11 protein-coding genes are annotated in these 18759 nt (G+C 38.5%); 1 reads left to right on the top strand and 10 read right to left on the bottom strand.

Translation table 11 applies throughout. The features are described from left to right. Positions 1-40 precede the first annotated feature (40 nt). The 10 genes from H6A27_RS11845 to H6A27_RS11800 form a co-directional block, all read right to left on the bottom strand. Entirely contained in the window at positions 41-2101 is a 2061-nt protein-coding gene (locus tag H6A27_RS11845) for a TonB-dependent receptor plug domain-containing protein (RefSeq protein ID WP_204508817.1), read from the bottom strand. Positions 2102-2257: 156 nt separating this feature from the next. Continuing rightward, on the bottom strand, positions 2258-3640 hold the full coding sequence (locus H6A27_RS11840; RefSeq protein WP_235328541.1) for a calcineurin-like phosphoesterase C-terminal domain-containing protein: 1383 nt from the start codon (positions 3638-3640) through the stop codon (positions 2258-2260). 59 nt (positions 3641-3699) lie between these two features. Beyond that, positions 3700-5211 carry a BACON domain-containing protein gene (locus H6A27_RS11835; RefSeq protein WP_204403880.1) on the bottom strand — a complete coding sequence of 504 codons (1512 nt, stop codon included), beginning with the start codon at positions 5209-5211 and terminating at the stop codon, positions 3700-3702. A gap of 29 nt (positions 5212-5240) precedes the next feature. Continuing rightward, positions 5241-7043, bottom strand: coding sequence for a RagB/SusD family nutrient uptake outer membrane protein (locus H6A27_RS11830; protein WP_420867859.1), 1803 nt, complete (start codon positions 7041-7043; stop codon positions 5241-5243). A gap of 27 nt (positions 7044-7070) precedes the next feature. Continuing rightward, entirely contained in the window at positions 7071-10340 is a 3270-nt protein-coding gene (locus tag H6A27_RS11825) for a SusC/RagA family TonB-linked outer membrane protein (protein WP_204403877.1), read from the bottom strand. Positions 10341-10371: 31 nt separating this feature from the next. Next, positions 10372-12390, bottom strand: coding sequence for a calcineurin-like phosphoesterase C-terminal domain-containing protein (locus tag H6A27_RS11820; protein ID WP_204403875.1), 2019 nt, complete (start codon positions 12388-12390; stop codon positions 10372-10374). A gap of 390 nt (positions 12391-12780) precedes the next feature. Beyond that, complete coding sequence (locus H6A27_RS11815; RefSeq protein ID WP_204403873.1) at positions 12781-14043, bottom strand: peptidase U32 family protein; 1263 nt, start codon at positions 14041-14043, stop codon at positions 12781-12783. Positions 14044-14168: 125 nt separating this feature from the next. After that, positions 14169-14813, bottom strand: coding sequence for a porin family protein (locus H6A27_RS11810; protein WP_204508815.1), 645 nt, complete (start codon positions 14811-14813; stop codon positions 14169-14171). Between the two features lie 195 nt (positions 14814-15008). Beyond that, a complete protein-coding gene (locus tag H6A27_RS11805) occupies positions 15009-16070 on the bottom strand; it encodes an IS5-like element IS1169 family transposase (protein ID WP_005794453.1) in 1062 nt (353 codons plus the stop codon). Positions 16071-16204: 134 nt separating this feature from the next. Continuing rightward, positions 16205-17044, bottom strand: coding sequence for a helix-turn-helix domain-containing protein (locus H6A27_RS11800; RefSeq protein ID WP_338083604.1), 840 nt, complete (start codon positions 17042-17044; stop codon positions 16205-16207). A gap of 81 nt (positions 17045-17125) precedes the next feature. Between H6A27_RS11800 and H6A27_RS11795 the strand changes: the two genes are divergently transcribed. Beyond that, the gene (locus H6A27_RS11795) at positions 17126-18553 is read left to right on the top strand and encodes a DUF1593 domain-containing protein (protein WP_204508814.1); all 1428 of its coding nucleotides are present in this window, start codon (positions 17126-17128) and stop codon (positions 18551-18553) included. Positions 18554-18759: the final 206 nt, after the last annotated feature.

Genomic DNA, 18759 nt, shown 5'->3' with positions numbered 1-18759 from the left:
GCCTCATACAGAAGTTGCGCATTTCGTTTTTTATTTAATGTCAGAACTTAAACTTATAGCTTGCTCCGGCTCTCACCCATATTCCGGGCTGCGGGATATTGCCATGATCATAGTAAGTTTTGTTCAACAGATTGTTTCCCTCTACATATATCTTATACTGCGATGCGTTCCATGCTAATCGTGCGTCAACGAGCGAATAAGGCTCGTATGCTACCATAGCGTTTCCTTTCTGGTAATTACCCATACGGTCCTGCCAACGGTATGACACATTCATCTCAAGCAACCTCCATATCCGGAAGTTAGCCTGCGCCACGAACTTATGTCTGAGATATTCCAATGCATATTTCGACTGGAGGTTTGGCGTAGTCTCCTTATCCTGGTCAATATAACTGTACGACAGATTGACGGAACGCAAGAATACATCACGCCGCATCAGTTCGCGTATGTCAAAGAAGATTGAAGCCTCAGCCCCCATAGTATTTATCACAGTATGGTTTACCGACTGCCACGGAGCATCATCACCTTGAGATATATCCTTTATCCAGTCTATCATATTCGTTCCGTGATAACGGTACAGACTCAACGTTCCACGTATTCCAGGACGAAGATACTTCACTCCCACTTCCACCGCCTGCATTTCTTCAGGTTTCAGATACTTGTCGGCTTTATGGCCGCCAACAGAGTAATACAGTTCTGTAAACGTAGGCATACGCAATGAAGTGTTGTACGAAGCATAAGCCTTCCAGTGACGAGCGAACTGATAACTAACATCAACACCCGGATAGAAACGGAACTTCATTTCATTACCGGTGTTCTTCACGGCTATCACCCCCGCAGAAAGAGTGAAACGCCTCAACACGATATTATGTTCCAGATGAAAACTCAGATTTGTACGATTAAGACTACGAGTAAAGTCCACATCAGCACCGGGAACTTTTACCGGAGAATTGAGCGGTTCTCCAAGCGAAGTACTCCTTACACCCTCATTCCTGAACTCCGCCCCAAAGGCTGTCTTTCCGAGAATAGTCTGGATGTAGTTGTTAAGGTTCACACCATAGACATCTGTCTGATGATAATTGAACGGAGATTTTTCCGGCATTCCACGATAAAACTCAAACCTGTCGTCCGACCGGTTCCAATAGACAGACGGTTTGAAATGATACACATCGCCCTTTGTCTCTGCTTGAACAGCCGTGTAATACTTTCTTACGTGTTCAAACTGCTCGTCGGAAAGAGTACTGTAGAAAGTGTTCGCGCCATAATCCTTGTTTGTGAACCCCGCATGCCAGCTCACATCCACCTGGTCGTTCTCATATCGTCCCTGATAGAAGAGCCTTGCATACTTGAAATCGGCATTAAGATTTCCTGCCTTACTACGGCTGAATCCGTCGCTGCGGCTGTAGCTGCCCGAGACCTGGTTGCTCAAACCGTTCTTCACATGGCTTACTATAGCCCCACCCTTGAAATAGCCGTAAGAACCGCCGTCGGCAAACACCTCTGCCCCGCTGTCCTTTGCAGTACGCGTAACAATATTGATGGCTCCCACCAGCGATGATGTGCCATACACACGTCCTGCAGGTCCTTCCAGAACCTCGATACGTTCTATTTCACTTAATTCAACAGGAAAATCGGCCGCGTTATGGCCTGTTTGTGGGTCGCAGATGTTTATTCCGTTCAGAAGGATAGTAATTTGGTCGAACGTTCCCCCACGAATACTTATGTCCGTTTGTACTCCCATGTCACCGCGCTGTCGGACATCAACACCGGCGGCATACTTTAACAAGTCGTTAATACTCTGTACAGGGGCGGCGGCAATAGCCTCGCGGTCGAGTACAGTCACGATTCGTGCTGCCTGGCTCACTGTGAGCGGCACACGGCTGCCGGTTACCTCCACTTCCTCCAGCTCATACATTTTCTCGCCTGCATTGTTTTTCTCGGCAGTCTGGGCTGATACACCCGAAACAGGTGCAGATGCCAGCATAGCTACTGTCATCACCCCGATACTTACCGGAGATTTCAATGTGGAGAACACTGCATACGAGCGATTGGAATAGCGTCTGAAACGCATAGTCCGGCTGCTTTTCTGAATGTTTTCTTTCATTGGTTAATAATTAAATTGATTAAAAATGTGGGGCAAAGATACGAAAGATATTATATAAACCAATAATGTGTCAACCGCATGATAAAAACTGTGTCAGCAAAAATGATCTACTATCATTCCTACTGACACAGTTAAGTTTGGCTATTTATTATTTAATCACTCTACTTTAATAGAGTCAACATATTTATTCCCAAATCTATCTGTTACAACAATCTCAACCTTTTTTGCTCCCTTTGAAGGTTTAACAGAAAAGAAACAATAATCATTTGCCTGAGGAACTGTTCCTTTAGCTTTCAACGTTCCATTAGCATGGTTTCTGCTAATATACATTGTATAATCAGGGTCTATAGAAGAGAATGATTTCATTTCGCCTTTATATTTTCCATCCTCTCTCCATTCCACTTTCCATCCTTCGTCCCAGTTCCATACTTTTACGCAAAGTTCATCAACATGACCAGGGAAAGTACCAATTGGATAAACTTTCATTTGATAATCTCTCGGCATACCCAATACTTTATAATGCCACTGCAATCCAATAGGAGTTGATTCAAACACTTGATACCCCATTGGTGTACCGTCATAGGCATATTTACATTCACCAAGCCACCATGCACCACCAATTGAAGCAACCATATGCTCCCTTACATTAGGACGCAACAAAATATTCGAGTGAATATGTGTATGCCCGGTAAGAATAGATACTTCATAATCCTTAAGTATCTCCATCAATTCTTCTGCACCTTCCAAAGTTCTGTCAAAATAATATATATAGGCTGGAGCATGCATAGCAACAAACACATGTGAACCTTTCGGTATATATTCAACATACTTTCTAACCCATTGAAGCTGGTCGGTTGTTATTCTTTCATCATACTTACGATTACCTTTATAGTCTATATTGTCAAGTACAATATAATAATCACGGCCCATATTGAAGGCATAGTAATTAGGACCAAAAAACTCTTTATAAACAAGTTCACTCTTTTTGTTGTCACTGAAATACTCTTCATGATCGTGATTTCCAATTACAGGATAAACTGGATACCCTAAGCTTTTCAAGTTATTCTTGAACCTGCCATAAGTTTCCTGATTGTCCCATACCATATCACCAAGCAATATAGCAGCTACAGGAATACTTCTGTCCATAAATTCCCTGCCATAGTTTCTCAAATCGGGGATAGCCTCATTTTCCATTCTAAGATATGCAGTATCATTGCCCGGCTGAGTATCTCCAACAGCAAACATTGTATATCTGCCTTGTGGAACACTAAATTCGAAAAGTTCAAAATCATGTTTCTTGGCCGAAACCGACTTATAAAAACAAGGCGTTCCTGTAGAATAAGAAGCTACATAACCTGAAGGAGTCACCACATAAATGAAATCAGATAAAGAGGTATCTGTATCAAGTTTGTAGTTCCCAAGAGAATCTGTAGTTGTAAAGTTCACTCCATCTGTAACTACAACCTCACTTATTCCCTTTTTTCCACAAAACACTTTACCTGTTATCTCTTTTGCGCAAACATTTATACTGTTTGCCAAAAGAATAAAACTCAAAAAATATATATTGCGATTCATTTGTTAATCATCTAAATTTAAAATCATCTTACCTGAACAAGTTTGATATTGTCAATAAACCAACGTTTGTAGACAGAACTTCCTGTTGTATCTTTATTATCACCCCAACCGTCAGACTTTATACTTATTCGCGTATCTTTTGTTATTTCAATTCCTTCAATAAAAATTTCAGCATGTAACCACTCAAGCTTGTCGACAGTATCTACAAAACTATGTCCAATAGGTTCCAATTCTGTTACATCACTTCCATTTGTAATAGAAACAATAATGTTCACAGGGTCGAATTTTCTTGTTCCTCCAACCATAGGAGCCCAATCGAAAGATAATTTCAGTTTTGAGTTTTCCGGAATATTATCTATTGAAGGCAAAGTTAAACCAGCTTGATAATCTGTCTTACCGAATTTAAGATAACAATCCTGTAAATAAATTGCATTTCCCGGAATCTGTTCCAGACCATATCCACGAGCCAACAAAGCTTCAGACGCCAATTGTCCTTCAGGATTCTTTGCCGAATATATCTGCGGTGCACTACCAGAACCATCATTCTCTACCGTCTGTCCTGCACCACTATTCTCTGCCCATGGTTTTAACCATTCGAAATCTTCAGAGAAGAATATAACTTCTGATACTCCATCGTCAACTACCGATTCAAGAACAATTCTTACTGTTGGAGCAGCCGTTCCTGCATAATAACCTTTTATTATTACATAATGACCATTCAATGAACTTAAATCATTCTCTTCTGGAACATCAATTAAAGATACTGAATTAACAGCACCATCTATTGTTATTACATTGTTCAACAAGACTCCCCTAAGAGTAATATATTCTCTCTTATCTGAAGTGAAAGAATCTATTTTATCAGTAATATCAACTGCTTGTGCATAGTTTATCTCATTATTTTCTGATAACACCGTAACATTATCGCATATTATACTAGACAGTTTATATGTATCAGATTCTTTTGTTCCCATAATATAAACTTCATCACCAACCTTGATATTCTCAGATGTCTCAATATAAATGTTATTGGCTGCATCAGTATCTGTAATCATACCACCTGAAGAAGTTACAGCAGAAACATACGCATTTGGAACTATAACGACCGTACCATCTTCCAAAGACACTGCATCAGATACAGAATACTCCTTACAGTCACGATATATATCTCCCTCTTGAGTAACTTTTACCTCAGCCCTACTTGCTAGTGTTCTTCCCCTGAAAACAACTGTTGCATTTCTAGGATTATCAATCGAACCATCTCTCATATTTTCAGATACAGATATAGTAACTTCCGTAGTACCTGAACCTGTAGTAGGAGTTACTGTAATCCATTCAGGAAGCTCTTCCATGAACCATTCAGCATCAGAATATACTGTTATCATTTTTTCTGTAGGTTTCTGAGCTGGAAAATTCAAAGAACTTGTACTTGATAGAACTGCACGTGCCACATTATCTTCTTCTTTGCTACAGCTACAAAGTAAAGTAATCATAAGACACAAAGCCAATGTAAATAATTTATTTATTAGTTTCATAATAGTCTATTATTATATATTTATTACTTTTAGAAAGAAAGTCCATCATTCCAGCCAGGGTTCTGAGTAAGATTAGGATTCAATGACCTTTCATTTATTGGTATAGGATATAAATAATCTCTTTCCTGAGAGAACTGAGTCCTACTTATATTTTTATGATAAAAGACATATCCCTCATTATCATCAGTAAGCATGATATCTTTTCCTATTTCATATACCTGAACACCAGCCTGAGCTTCAGGTTTAGAAGTTCCATTAGCATACAGAATAACGTCTGCAACATCATCACCTGTCAAATCATAATTACCAGGCCCTGGGAAATACATTCCATACAATTCCTGATCTATACAACTACCGGCTTTCCATCTTACAAGGTCATCAAATCTGAATCCCTCTTGTGAAAGTTCTATCGCACGTTCTCTTCTTATCTCAAGTATAACACCTTTATTATCTCCTGTCACATTTGAATAACCGGTTTCCTCAGAAGAAAGATATCTATCAGGGTTAGCATTTGCATTATCCATTGACAAATCAGGCATACCAACACGTTTTCTGATTTCATTAATAGATATATCAATATCATCCTGAGTAAGAGTACCAAGTTCTGCTTTTGCTTCTGCATAATTCAAAAGGACTTCTGCATATCTATATACAGGAAGGTCACAAGTAGACCTGTCATTTCTATCTACGTTACCTCCTGATGCTGTCGGTTCCTGAACGAACTTAATTGGCTGGTAACCAGTTACACTGACAGAGAAGTCAGGAGCCAAAACTGTAGTCTCACCTATTCTGGTATACCCTGGAGTACGTATGCTCTGAGACAAACGAGGATCACGGTCTTTCATTTCTTCTTTAAAAGTCATCTCCTGCCATCCTGGCTTATCTGTAAATGCAGTACCATCTTTCATAAGATAAGTATTTACCATCTTCTTTGTCAATCCAGGTCTTCCCTGAGTAGGCACAAGAGTATGTGCTGTTGCATTATGATAAATCTGCAATCCATAATCAAATTTTATTGCAAGGATATATTCATCTGTATTTGCATCTTCGCTTGCAAAAAGCATCATATAATCAGTATTAGGATTACCTGTAGAATATAGTTTATAAGGGCCATTATCTATGATATCTTTGGCAGCTTTTGCTGCTAAATCAAGATAATAAGTATATGTGTTACCCTCAATATTCAACTGATGATATTTTCTATATGTACCCTCATAAAGACAGAACTGAGCCTTCAAAGCAAGTGCAGCCCATTTGTTTACACGAAAAGGACTACTCTTTTCTTCATTCATATCAGGTAAGTTATTTATTGCATAATCTATATCCTCTATCATTTTTGTCATTACATATTCTCTTGAATCACGAGGCTTATAAAGAGCTTCATCATCAGAACCTAACTCCACATCATACCAAGGTACATCTCCAAATCTCTTAACTTTTTCAAAATAGAAATAAGCTCTGAAGAAACGTGTAAGAGCTGTATATTTTATAACAGCATCTTCGTCTTCACATTGATCTACATAAGCCAATAATGTGTTCATTTTACGCAAATCAGTCCATGTCCATCCACCTCCAGAAGCAGGAACAACTCTCTTTGTACCGCCAAGCATCTCGTCTGAAAGAGTCTGCTGTATATACAAATCGCTTTGGTCATCATAAGGCGATTTATCCAACAGATTATTATAGAAAGAGTTACTGAAAAGCTGTAAGTCTGTCTCAGTTTTAAAGTAATCCGTTTGAGTAATATCACTCATAGGACTGAGATTTAATAAATCATCACACGAAGTTAATCCAAGTGATAAAGCTATTATTGCTATGATATTTCGTTTCATTTTCATTAGTTTTATTTTTTATACTTCTTAGAATGTTATGTCAAGACCAAACATGAATGTCTTTGACCAAGGGTAATAAGCATTGTTATAAGCATCACTTCTGTCAAGAGCTGCTTCCGGGTCGATATATTTAGTATGCTTCTTCAATGGAGACCAATAACATAAGTTCTCACCTGAAAAATATATACGAGCCTGTTCTATTCCTATTTTCTTGCTCAATCTCACAGGAACAGTATAACCTACTGTAAGATTCTTCAAACGCATATATCTGATATTCTGAAGATATCTGTCATTAACCTTACTCAAAGGACCTGATGTAGCCGAATATGCCATAGGACGAGTGAAATAAGCATCCGGATTATCTTCAGCCCATACTTCATCGAGGAAATCTTCCTGAAGGAAAGTCAGATAAGGATAAGAATATGGTCCCCAGAACTGCATTGCCTGACCTGTAGGATACCAATAGTGATTTCCTGTTCCCTGGAAAAACACAGAAGCGTCAAAACCATACCAACTTACACTTGCATTAAAACCATATGACAAACTTGGCAGAGAATTTCCCAATATTTTACGGTCTCCCGGATCATCCACAGAGTTTGCACCAATCCCAAGAACATTATCTCCATCCAGGTCAAGGAACTTCAAGTCTCCTGCCTGCCATCCACCGGTTACACGATTATTGATATAACTCAAATCCACCTCTTGTGCATAAGCCTGAGCTTCCTCTGTTGTAGCAAATAAACCATCGGTAACGAATCCCCAGATTTCACCTAAACGCATTCCTTCATAATATGTTTTTGCAAACGTTTTGTCTTTGTTGTCATATTTAGTAATATAGCTCTTATAATTACTGATATTAAAACCTACACTATACTCAAACGGACTGTCTATTATAGAGAATTGGTCTCTCCAGTTGACTGCAAGTTCATATCCTCTAGTCTGCAAATCTGCCGTATTCATATCAGGAACACTTGCTCCATACACAGCAGGCAATTCTATACCATCTGTCAACATATTCAGTGTATTTCTCACATAACCATCAAATGTTACATTAAGTCTATTACCGAACATTGACAGATCAAGACCTAAATCCCATTGCTGCGATGTTTCCCATGTCAAATCTGAAGAAACGGGAGCACTCAATGTTGAATATTTTGCCATAGAACTACCTTCGCCAAATGAATAAGCCGCAAAATCACTTATAGACACCAATCGCATGTATGTATAATATGAAGAGACATTCTGATTTCCAAGACTACCAAAAGAGGCTCTCAGTTTCAAGTTATCTACACTTTCAGACAAAGGTTTGAAAAATGGCTCTTCCGAAATACGCCATCCTAAAGAACCGGAAGGGAAGAATCCCCATCTGCTACCTTGCGCAAATCTTGACGTACCATCATAACGTCCGCTAACTTCAAACAAATATCTTCCGGCATAATCATAGTTGATACGACCGAAGAAACCAGCCAAGGCATATGCATTCTGAGAGCCGTCTACTCCTGTTATAACCTGTCCTTCAGAATTCTGTCCAACCAAGTTAAAGTCATCAAGTGATGTGGAAGAAAGATTCTCTCCATAAGCTGAGATATTCTTCAATCTCATAGTCTCATAATTAAAACCTATTACTCCTGAAAGATGATGAACTTCATTAAATGTATCATCATAATTTGCAAAAACATTTGCTGAATAATAGTTACGTGTATTCACAGATTCATCCAAACGATTTGCACCGGCTCCTGTTGCATACGAACCGAGTTCTGCATCAGGATATTCACGATAATACAATACATTAGAACGGCTCGTATTTCTAGTCTGATACAAACGATAAGTAAAATCTGCAGTAAAACTTAAAGGTTTTATAGGAGTGATAACCAATCGTGAAGTATTTGAAAAATCATTTGTACGGTCTACATTTCTATGAGATCCTTCTCCAAGCATAATATGACGACCATTTCCAACTTTATAATTAAGATATGGTGTGCTATATAACCATGAGCCATCAGGATTTTTCATAGGGAAACAAGCCAAAGCATGGCGGGCACCATAAGCAATGGTGTTTTCAACACTTCCATCACCCTGGAATGAATACTGCGATCCATAGAAAGATGTATTATTAGTGAAATTTGCCCATTTATTGATTCTCATATCAATTTTAGAGCGCAAATTATACTTATTGTAAATATCAGGATTTTCCTTAAGCATACCTTTCTGATAATTATATGCACCAGACACCATATACTTTACATCCTTATTTCCACCGCTTATAGATACATTATGCTGCTGAACAGGACGATTATCGTTATACAACATATGCCACCAGTCATAGTTTCCATAATATACCCATTGCTTACGTCCGTTACGTTCATCAATGACAGTCCATGGACGATCAGGATTCTCTGTCTTGTCATTGACACGGGCCAACAGCTGCTGCATGTCATAATCAGTATAGTCAACATACAATCCACCATTTTCAGCTTTCCAGAATTTATTTATTGTATATACAGACCAGTAACCTGTATCCTCATAATCTGTAGAAGTAGTAGGTGCCTCCCATCCTAAACGGCCACTATATCTTACTGTAGCTTTGCCATCCTGTTCTGCACCTGATTTGGTTGTTATCAATATAACACCAAAAGCAGCACGAGCACCATAAACAGCTGCTGCAGAAGCATCCTTTATTACAGAAATTGATTCTACGTCGTTGGGATTTACTCTACTCATATCACCTACCGCTCCATCTATCAATACCAATGGATCAGAGCTGTTAATTGAAGTTACGCCTCGGACATTTATGGCTGCAGAACTTCCAGGAACCCCGGATGAAGTAGTAACATTAAGTCCCGGTACTGAACCTTGCAACATGTTTGTCAATGAATGGGAAACTCTGTTCTCAAGTTTCTCACTACCTACTGTAGTTATAGCACCTGTAAGGTTAACTTTCTTTTGTGTACCGTATCCAACAACTACCGCTTCTTCAAGCATAATTGCATCTTCCTGCATATACACTACTATATTATTTTCTCCAGGCTTTACCTCAATTTTCTGGGTGAGATATCCCACATAGGACATGTGAAGTGTAGTTACCTTTTCTACAGGAACATTAACCTGAAACGTTCCATCATCAGAGGTTATTGTCCCCATTGTTGTACCGGCAACCTGAATAGAAACTCCAATAAGAGGTTCTTTAAGATTATCCATTACCTTTCCGGATAAAACTCTGTTCTGCCCTAATGCAACTGTAATGTTACTCATAAGAAGCACAAACATGAGTAAAAAATACGCTTTGAAAACTTTCATAATTTGATTTTTAAATAATAATTCTCTTTTTTTATTTTGCTAGTCTATAATTGTCGATTGAAAAGTCTTTAGGACGTTGCATGTTTTCAGTCCAGGTATTACCAAATTCATCCTGTACTTCTATACGAATGTCCATTTCTGCATTTTCTACATTTACCTTAAAGAAATGTGGGAATTGAGTTGTTATAAAATTAGGGACAGACGACAATGTAGAGGAATTAAATCTTTTGACTGTCATTGCTGCTATATGTAAAGGATCAAAAGCCCACACCTCCTCGACAGGCAACTTTTTACCATACTCATCAGTCACTATAATCTTCCAACGTGAATTCCAGTTCCATATGTTTATCAATACATTATTATCATTATTTACCGGATAAGCATTTACATATTGCATAAACTTATTTTTTACTGATGAAGAGACATTTGATGGCATGTCTGGCACGTCACTTAATGAAAAACTAACATTATTTAAATCATAACTACGGAACTGATATGACACATCATGGCCTGTCGGTTTATATATCCATTCTATATCCTTATCTGATACATTCCAAATGGAATATCCTCCAGGCGTTCCATCCGGTGACAAATGTATACCTTCTGTCAAATATCCTGACCACCACCAAGATCCACACACAGCGCCTACATTGTGTTCATGAATATCGCGCCCACCTGTAATTGTATTTTCCGGAGTTACATTATAGTTATAATGTGTATGTCCAGTTACGAAATTAACCTTATAGCCATCAAGGATATTAAATAATTGGGTAGTATTTGTTACATCATGGTCTATCTTGAAACCATTGGACTCGGATGGATAAAATACCTGAGCATGCATTATAACCACCAATGGCACAGACTTATCAATATATGATAAATCCTTAACCAACCAGTCGAGCTGTTCAGATGAAATCTTTTTTTCATAATTACGTGAAGTAGTCCCATCATAATTACTGCAATCAATATCGTCAAGAACAATATAATGGATTTTACCAATATTGAATGAATAATAAGTAGGAGCAACGTAGTCTACAAATTTCCCCGCAGCCTCAATATCCGAAGTTGCCTTATAATCATAGTCATGATTACCTATAGTATGAAAAACCTGTAAATCCTTGAAATAGGTATTCATTGTGAACAGATACTCGCCAAATTCATAGTTATTGGAATACCAATATAAATCCCAAGTCATATCACCAAGTGTTATGGCATACATCTTTTCACCTTTATTCTGTTCTCTGTAAAGGTTTACATCTTCGATAAAATCCATAAATTGCTTTACGTCATTTGTTCTATTCGCAAGGTGCATATCGCCAAACATGAACACTTTATATGAATTCTGATTTTCCACTGTTTTCAATGAGAAATCTATTCTTTCCGTAATATCGGAAGAACCTTTAAGTTTTTTATAAAACTGTGGCAATATGCCATCAGATAAAGCCTCATAGTTAGCAGGTATAGACATGAAGACATATCCAAGTTTTTTCTTTGACTTCAATTGATATATTCCTTCGCTATTTGTACAAGCAACTTCAAATCCATCAGAAACAACCACCCCCTCAACAGGTCCTTTTTCTGATGATACTATTCCGTATACCGTTGTTTCTGAATCTGGTTCGAAATCCAAACCATCAACAATACTTATATAAGTCTTACCTATCTGTTTTTTCCTATTATCACGCTTTATATAAATAATATAATAACCCGCTTCTATATTCTCACTTAAACTTATAGTAAAACTATCAGATGATATTGACACTACCGGACAAACATACAAAATACCATTTTCTGACTCTAACAGAACATTATCTGTATCAATCAAAGAACTTGCATTAACATCAGAAAAGGTATATTGATCACCCAAACTTACCTCTATCAAAGAAGGTAATTCAAGACTAATATCAAAATTATCATCTATTTGTGTAAAAGATTTACCACAACCAGAATTAATAAAGAGGACAAAGAACAACAGTACAACTTTAACACATGAAAGCAGAGACTTTGAATTAAGAAACAAGGTCTTTAATAAGAAATAATTTTTACTCATATCTGTTAATACAATAATTCCATACAAAAGTAAATATTGTATTACAAATAAAGATCAGCCATTACACACACCATATAATTAGTATTATTTTTTTAATTACTGTGAAATATATTTGCAATACTAATTACATAGTCAATACTTTCTTAAAAATAACAGATTCAAAAGTTGAATAAATTTATAAATTCTAACAATATACAAGATAAATATAAGAGAAACTATTATTCAATAATATAACATCAATGTTTTAAACATATTACAAATGTGTTCAACAGCCAGTTAATACAATATATATCTATGTATATCAACAAATTAACACCCATGTCAATTACTACATCAATATAGTTATCAACATGGGTGTTAATTATATGTGGAAAACGTATAAACGTCTTTTTATTTCTTCTTCAATTCCTCTGCAGGAACTATACGATAAAGCTTGTCGCTCGGGCGGATTCTGTCAGGCACCTTGAATGATACGTGTACACCTTTCTTAACTACATCTACAGGTTTGAGAGCAACACGCGCCTCTTCAAGATCAACATACATTGCTCCGGTAGTAGGACCGGTGATAAGGAGTTTATCGCCTACCTTAATTTCTGTAGCCTCGATGAGGAACTCGGCCACACCGATATTTGAGAAATATTTTATACCGCGTCCGGCATATACTTTTCTTTCTGTTGCTTCAGAACCATAGTTCTTGCTCCACTCGCCAAGACGTTGCCCCAAGTAGTATCCGTTCCAGAAGCCACGGTTGAACACTGTCTTAAGGCGTGTATCCCAGTCGGTTTTCTTTTCTTCGGTGAATGTACCGTCAAGATATGACTGAATAGCTTCCTTATAGCATTCCACCACAGTACGTACATACTCAGGGCCGCGTGCACGTCCTTCAATCTTGAACACACGTACTCCGGCTTCTATCATCTCGTCCATGAAATGTATGGTCTTAAGGTCTTTAGGCGACATGATATACTGGTTGTCAACTTCCAGTTCTATATCGCTTTCCTTGTCCTTTACTATATAAGAACGGCGACACACCTGCATGCACGCCCCACGATTGGCAGAAGCATTAAGTTCGTTAAGGCTCAAATAACATTTGCCTGATACTGCCATACACAAGGCTCCGTGGCAAAACATCTCTATCCTCACTTTCTCACCCATCGGGCCTGTTATATTCTCTTCCTGGATAGCATCGTATATCTTGCGTACCTGCTTCAGGTTAAGCTCGCGTGCCAGCACAACGACATCGGCAAAACGTGAATAGAACTTCAGAGCCTCGGCATTACTGATATTGAGCTGAGTGGAAAGATGGACTTCCTGGCCTACCTGATTACAGTATGCCATGACAGACACATCGGCTGCTATGACCGCGCTGATGCCGGCTTCCTTTGCCGCATCCACAATCTTGCGCATCAGCTCTATGTCCTCATCATAAATTATCGTATTTATGGTAAGGTAGCTTTTCACTCCATGCTCGTCGCACAAGGCTGCAATCTCACGTAAATCGTCAATAGTGAACGTGCTTGCCGAACGGGCACGCATGTTAAGACTCTCTATACCGAAATAGATGGAATCCGCTCCGGCATTAATAGCTGCCGCCAATGACTCGCGCGAGCCTACAGGCGCCATTATCTCGAAATCTTTAATTGAATAATTCATTTATCTTTCATTGAGTTATGACCGCAAAATTACTCAAAATAATCATTACTTCCATATTTACATGCAAAAACAAAGGCATGACAAGTATTTTCATCAGTCAGAAAACATCTGTCATGCCTGCAATATCAGAAACGATATCCCACAGAAAGCATAAAGCAAAGGTTCTTCGGTGATTTACCGTCGTCACCATACAACATGTTGTACGGATGCTTATATGGAGTTATGAAACCTGCCTGTCCTGTCAGATTCACAAGAAAATGATTGTCAATCTCAAAACCTACACCATACTGTAAACCTACATCGAAACGGTTCATTTTTCTGTTATCACCAAACAAATCCAGACTATAGTCATCATTTGTAAACGCAGTATTACTATATTCCTCCTTTCCGCCTATACCGACAGCAAAATAAGGACCGGCATTTAAAACCACCTTAAAGTCATCTATAACCCTGAATTTCACAGCGGCAAGTATCGGTAGTTCCGCGTAATGAGAGAAAACCTTAAACGTCGATTTCTCGTAATAGCCTCTATCATCTTCAACATCAACCTCACGCATTCCTTTACTTGTGAAGTTCACTCCTGTCTGCAAAGAAAGCATCTCGCTGAAAGCGTAATCTGCACCTAATCCTACTGTATAACCAAACTTGGCATCTTTGTCTGCATGACTCATATTGGCTACAGACATACCAGCCTTAACATCCCATCTCAACTGTGCCGAGACAACCAGTACTGAGAATAAGAATAATAAACTAAATGATAATCTTTTCATAAATATATTCAATTCTTTTTCAATAAAGGTGAGTTCTATCAATTCAATTTATCCTCTTGTATCAGACAGCAGAACTCTTTAACTGCCCAATTTGTGAGCTTTAGTCTTTCAAATTTAGCGAATATTTTCTACCCCCCCCAATTTTTACAATAATTAACTTGTGTTTGTTGTAAAAATTGGATGTGCAGGCATAATTCACCCCAACAACTCAGGTTTCAGCCTGATTATTTGCGTGTAACGACTGATGTTATACACAAGACTGGTGAGTGCTACATTGGCTTTAGCACGAATAAGCCCTACTGTACGCACAACAAGTCCACGCATGGTTTGTTCCTCAAACCCGAATACATGCTCGACAAGGCAACGTGTCTTGGATTTTTTCCTATTGTCTGATTTCTGCTCCTTGGTAAGCGGACGGTTACGGTAGCCCTTTTCGCAAATTATCGGATTCATCTTATGCTGTTTTACAATCTCCTCTTGTCCGACATAACCGGCGTCCAAATACAAGTCCTTGCCTTCGTCTTTTTCATCCAGCAGTCCTTCAAAGCCTTTGGAATCATGCACTTCTGCCGACGTGGTATCATAAGAAAGTATGATCTTATTGCGTTTCTCAACTTTAGTATGCTGCTTGTAGCCGTAAAAAGTCTCATCACGCTTCTTTGTCCAGCGGGCATCTACATCCTTGTGGCACTTCTTGTGGGGATTGTCATTCCACAACTTATCACCCGCTCCCTGTTTTATCTGCTCATTTTCATCACGGGTGTTACGTTGGCGAGGGGCAATAACAAAACTGGCATCAATGATGCGACCCTCATTGAATTGCAGACCCTTACTTTCCATGAAACTATGAAATTCCGAAAAAAGCTTGTCATAAACGCCTGTATTTGTCAGGAGTTCGCGATACTTCCACACCGTCTTCTCGTCAGGAACATCGTCAACACATTCAATACCAAGAAACTTGCGGAAACTCGTACGGTCAACTATCTGATACTCTATCTGATGGTCACTCAAACCATAATAACGCTGAAGAAACAAGACCTTGAACATCAGCACACAGTCTATCGGCGGACGACCGGCATTACTTTTGCGCTCTCCGGTAAAAAGGGCTGATTCAAGAGTAGGACGAAAGATCTCAAAATCAACATACTGAGACAACACTTCAAGAGGATTGCCCATTTCATTCAAACGCAATTCACGATTCTCTGACTCAAATAGTTGATTATAACGAAGCTTACGGTATCGGGATAACTTGTTCATTATAAAATTCTTATTTTCTGCAAATTTACGCTCTTGGAACCATATAAACAACTGTACTACAATATTTTAATTTATAGAACTCCTCTAAAGTAAAAGAGAAAAACTGAAAAGAAGCTGAAATAATAAAAACATTTTCACATATTCCTTTTTCTGAACTCGCGCGGAGTACATCCCGTTATTTTCAGAAAAGCTGCATTGAAACTGCTTACAGAATTGAACCCACAGGAAGACGATATTTCTGTAACTCCCTTATCTGTAGTAAGAAGCAGTCTTTGCGCACCGGCTATCCTTTCTGCTGTGAGATACTCATATATGGTACATCCGAATACCTTTCGGAATATGGTATTGGCATAATCAGGGTGAAGGCCGACAGATTTACTGATATCTGCCACCTTAAGCGGATTACGATAATTACGAACTATATATACAGCTATCTGTTCTACCACATTTGTTTCATAATTCTTCATCTGTATGTTACTGCCGGTATCAGCCAAATAATTCGCCATTCTCATCAAACGTGCCTGAAGCTCCATTCTTATGATACTTTCCATAGACGGCTGATAAATATCCTTTACCCAGTGGGAAAACATAAATTCATCATATACAGTAAATCCTGTATCACACTCTACCATCACATTACCTTTGAGAATCATATCAACAAATGACGCAGGAAGATTCCAACTCAGAAACATTGAGAAAGGAACCGTACATACATAATAAGGGTTACACTCATCATAACCCACAATCTGATGAGGTATCAACCCCCAAAAGACTATCAGCCTACGAGACGGTACAACAATCTTTTTGTCATGAATAAGATATGTCATCTCGCCAGATGGAAAGAAGTTTATCTCTATTTCATTATGCCTGTCCTGATGAGGCATCAAATCAGGTAACCATTTCTCGCATGTCAGGCCGTACTCATTTATTTCTCTTCCGGTATTGTTAAACTTCTTGAAAATCTCGGTATTCACTATGTTTACAACTAAAATCAGATTGAATATATATATTATCAGGCATAAATTTGCAATTATAATTTGAAAAGCACAAATATTATGAGCAAACTGAAACTTCTTTTATCATTTCTGATGGTAATAGCATTAATTTGCAAGCCTTCTTCTGTAATGGCAAGAAAAGAGTTCAAATGTCTGAAACCAAGACTTGTCGTACTGACCGACATAGCTCCTGTGAATATAGAGCCTGACGATATGGAATCGGCTATAAGACTTCTTTCGCATGCTGACCTTTTCGAGATTGAAGCCATCATTACTACAAGCGGATGGAACAGCAGTGGCGGAAAGTATCCACAAGGATGGACGGACAGCCTGAAAACAGTAATCAACGCATACGAAAAAGATGTTCCTAACCTGATGAAACGCTCACAACAGAAAGAGTTCATGAGTATAGAAAAAGAATCGGATAAACAATGCATAGGCTACTGGCCAAGTCCGGAGTACCTGAGAAGCCGAATCATGATGGGAAGTCTGGATTTCGGATATAAATCTTTAGGTAAAAACAATAATTCAGCAGGCAGTGATTTCATTATAAAACTTGCTGATGAAAAAGATGACCGTCCTATTTTCATCGGACTATGGGGTGGCGGAAACACTATAGCGCAGGCTGTATGGAAAATAAAAAATGAAAGAAGCGAGGCTGAACTGGAAAAGTTTCTGAAAAAGGTCTATATATACGCCATAACAGACCAGGATGTGGCATGGAGCGACAGAGGCAAATATACACTGAGCTCTCACTATTGGCTAAGGAAAGAATTCGGCGACAAAATTAATTTCATTTGGGATGAAAGCGCATGGCTATCACAGTGTGAATTAGGCGCAGGCAACTGGGGTGAATACGCCAAACATATTCAGGGACATGGCAACTTAGGCAAGATTTATCCGAAAAACAAATATGGAGTGGAAGGTGACACTCCATCATTCCTGTATGTTCTGCCAAACGGGCTAAACGACCCTACAGTTCCTAATCAAACGGGATGGGGAGGATATTTCGTTTGGGACAAGACTTTAGACAACGAAACTTACTGCTACACTAACTCATCAAAAGAAATCAAGGATATCTCAAACAAATATGAAAGATACTTCTACGAAGCCACTTTCAATAACTTCGCAGCCAGAATGGACTGGGCAAAAGACGGAAAAGGTAACAAAAATCCTATAGTAACAGTTAATGACAAGAATGGCCTTGAAGCGATAACTATCAAAACAAAAGCAGGAAAATCCGTAAAGCTTGACGCATCGGGAACATTCGATCCGGATGGTAACCAACTGACGTACAAATGGTGGTATATGCCTGAAGCCGGGAACTACAAAGAGAATATTGAGATAAAGAACGCTGATACAATTTCGTCAGAAGTTATTATTCCTGCTGCCGCGAAAGGCAAGACAATACATATCATCTGCGAGGTGACAGACAATGGTGAACATAACCTGAAAGGTTACAGACGAATAATAATAAACGTAAAATAGGAATTTACAAGACATTTTTTGGTGCCGACTATAGTCAGCAGCATTGCCCACTATAGTCGACAGCTCTGCTGACTACAGTGGGCAATGAAAAATATATAGTATTTAAGTTTCGCAAGTAAAAAAATATAGCTTTTAGTTCTGTATGTCACAGAAAATGAGTATCTTTAAGTACCACCTTCAAAGAACTCATACTAAAAGCTATGAAC

The organism is Bacteroides caecigallinarum, from assembly GCF_016902295.1.
Taxonomy (GTDB): Bacteria; Bacteroidota; Bacteroidia; order Bacteroidales; family Bacteroidaceae; genus Phocaeicola; species Phocaeicola caecigallinarum_A.
Note: the sequence above shows the minus strand (reverse complement) of the source record. Positions and strands in the feature narration are given on the sequence as shown.

Coding starts and splice junctions, on each gene's coding strand:
- H6A27_RS11845 (WP_204508817.1), bottom strand. CDS start 2,101: ATGAAAGAAAACATTCAGAAAAGCAGCCGGACTATGCGTTTCAGACGC.
- H6A27_RS11835 (WP_204403880.1), bottom strand. CDS start 5,211: ATGAAACTAATAAATAAATTATTTACATTGGCTTTGTGTCTTATGATT.
- H6A27_RS11830 (WP_420867859.1), bottom strand. CDS start 7,043: ATGAAACGAAATATCATAGCAATAATAGCTTTATCACTTGGATTAACT.
- H6A27_RS11825 (WP_204403877.1), bottom strand. CDS start 10,340: ATGAAAGTTTTCAAAGCGTATTTTTTACTCATGTTTGTGCTTCTTATG.
- H6A27_RS11820 (WP_204403875.1), bottom strand. CDS start 12,390: ATGAGTAAAAATTATTTCTTATTAAAGACCTTGTTTCTTAATTCAAAG.
- H6A27_RS11815 (WP_204403873.1), bottom strand. CDS start 14,043: ATGAATTATTCAATTAAAGATTTCGAGATAATGGCGCCTGTAGGCTCG.
- H6A27_RS11810 (WP_204508815.1), bottom strand. CDS start 14,813: ATGAAAAGATTATCATTTAGTTTATTATTCTTATTCTCAGTACTGGTT.
- H6A27_RS11805 (WP_005794453.1), bottom strand. CDS start 16,070: ATGAACAAGTTATCCCGATACCGTAAGCTTCGTTATAATCAACTATTT.
- H6A27_RS11795 (WP_204508814.1), top strand. CDS start 17,126: ATGAGCAAACTGAAACTTCTTTTATCATTTCTGATGGTAATAGCATTA.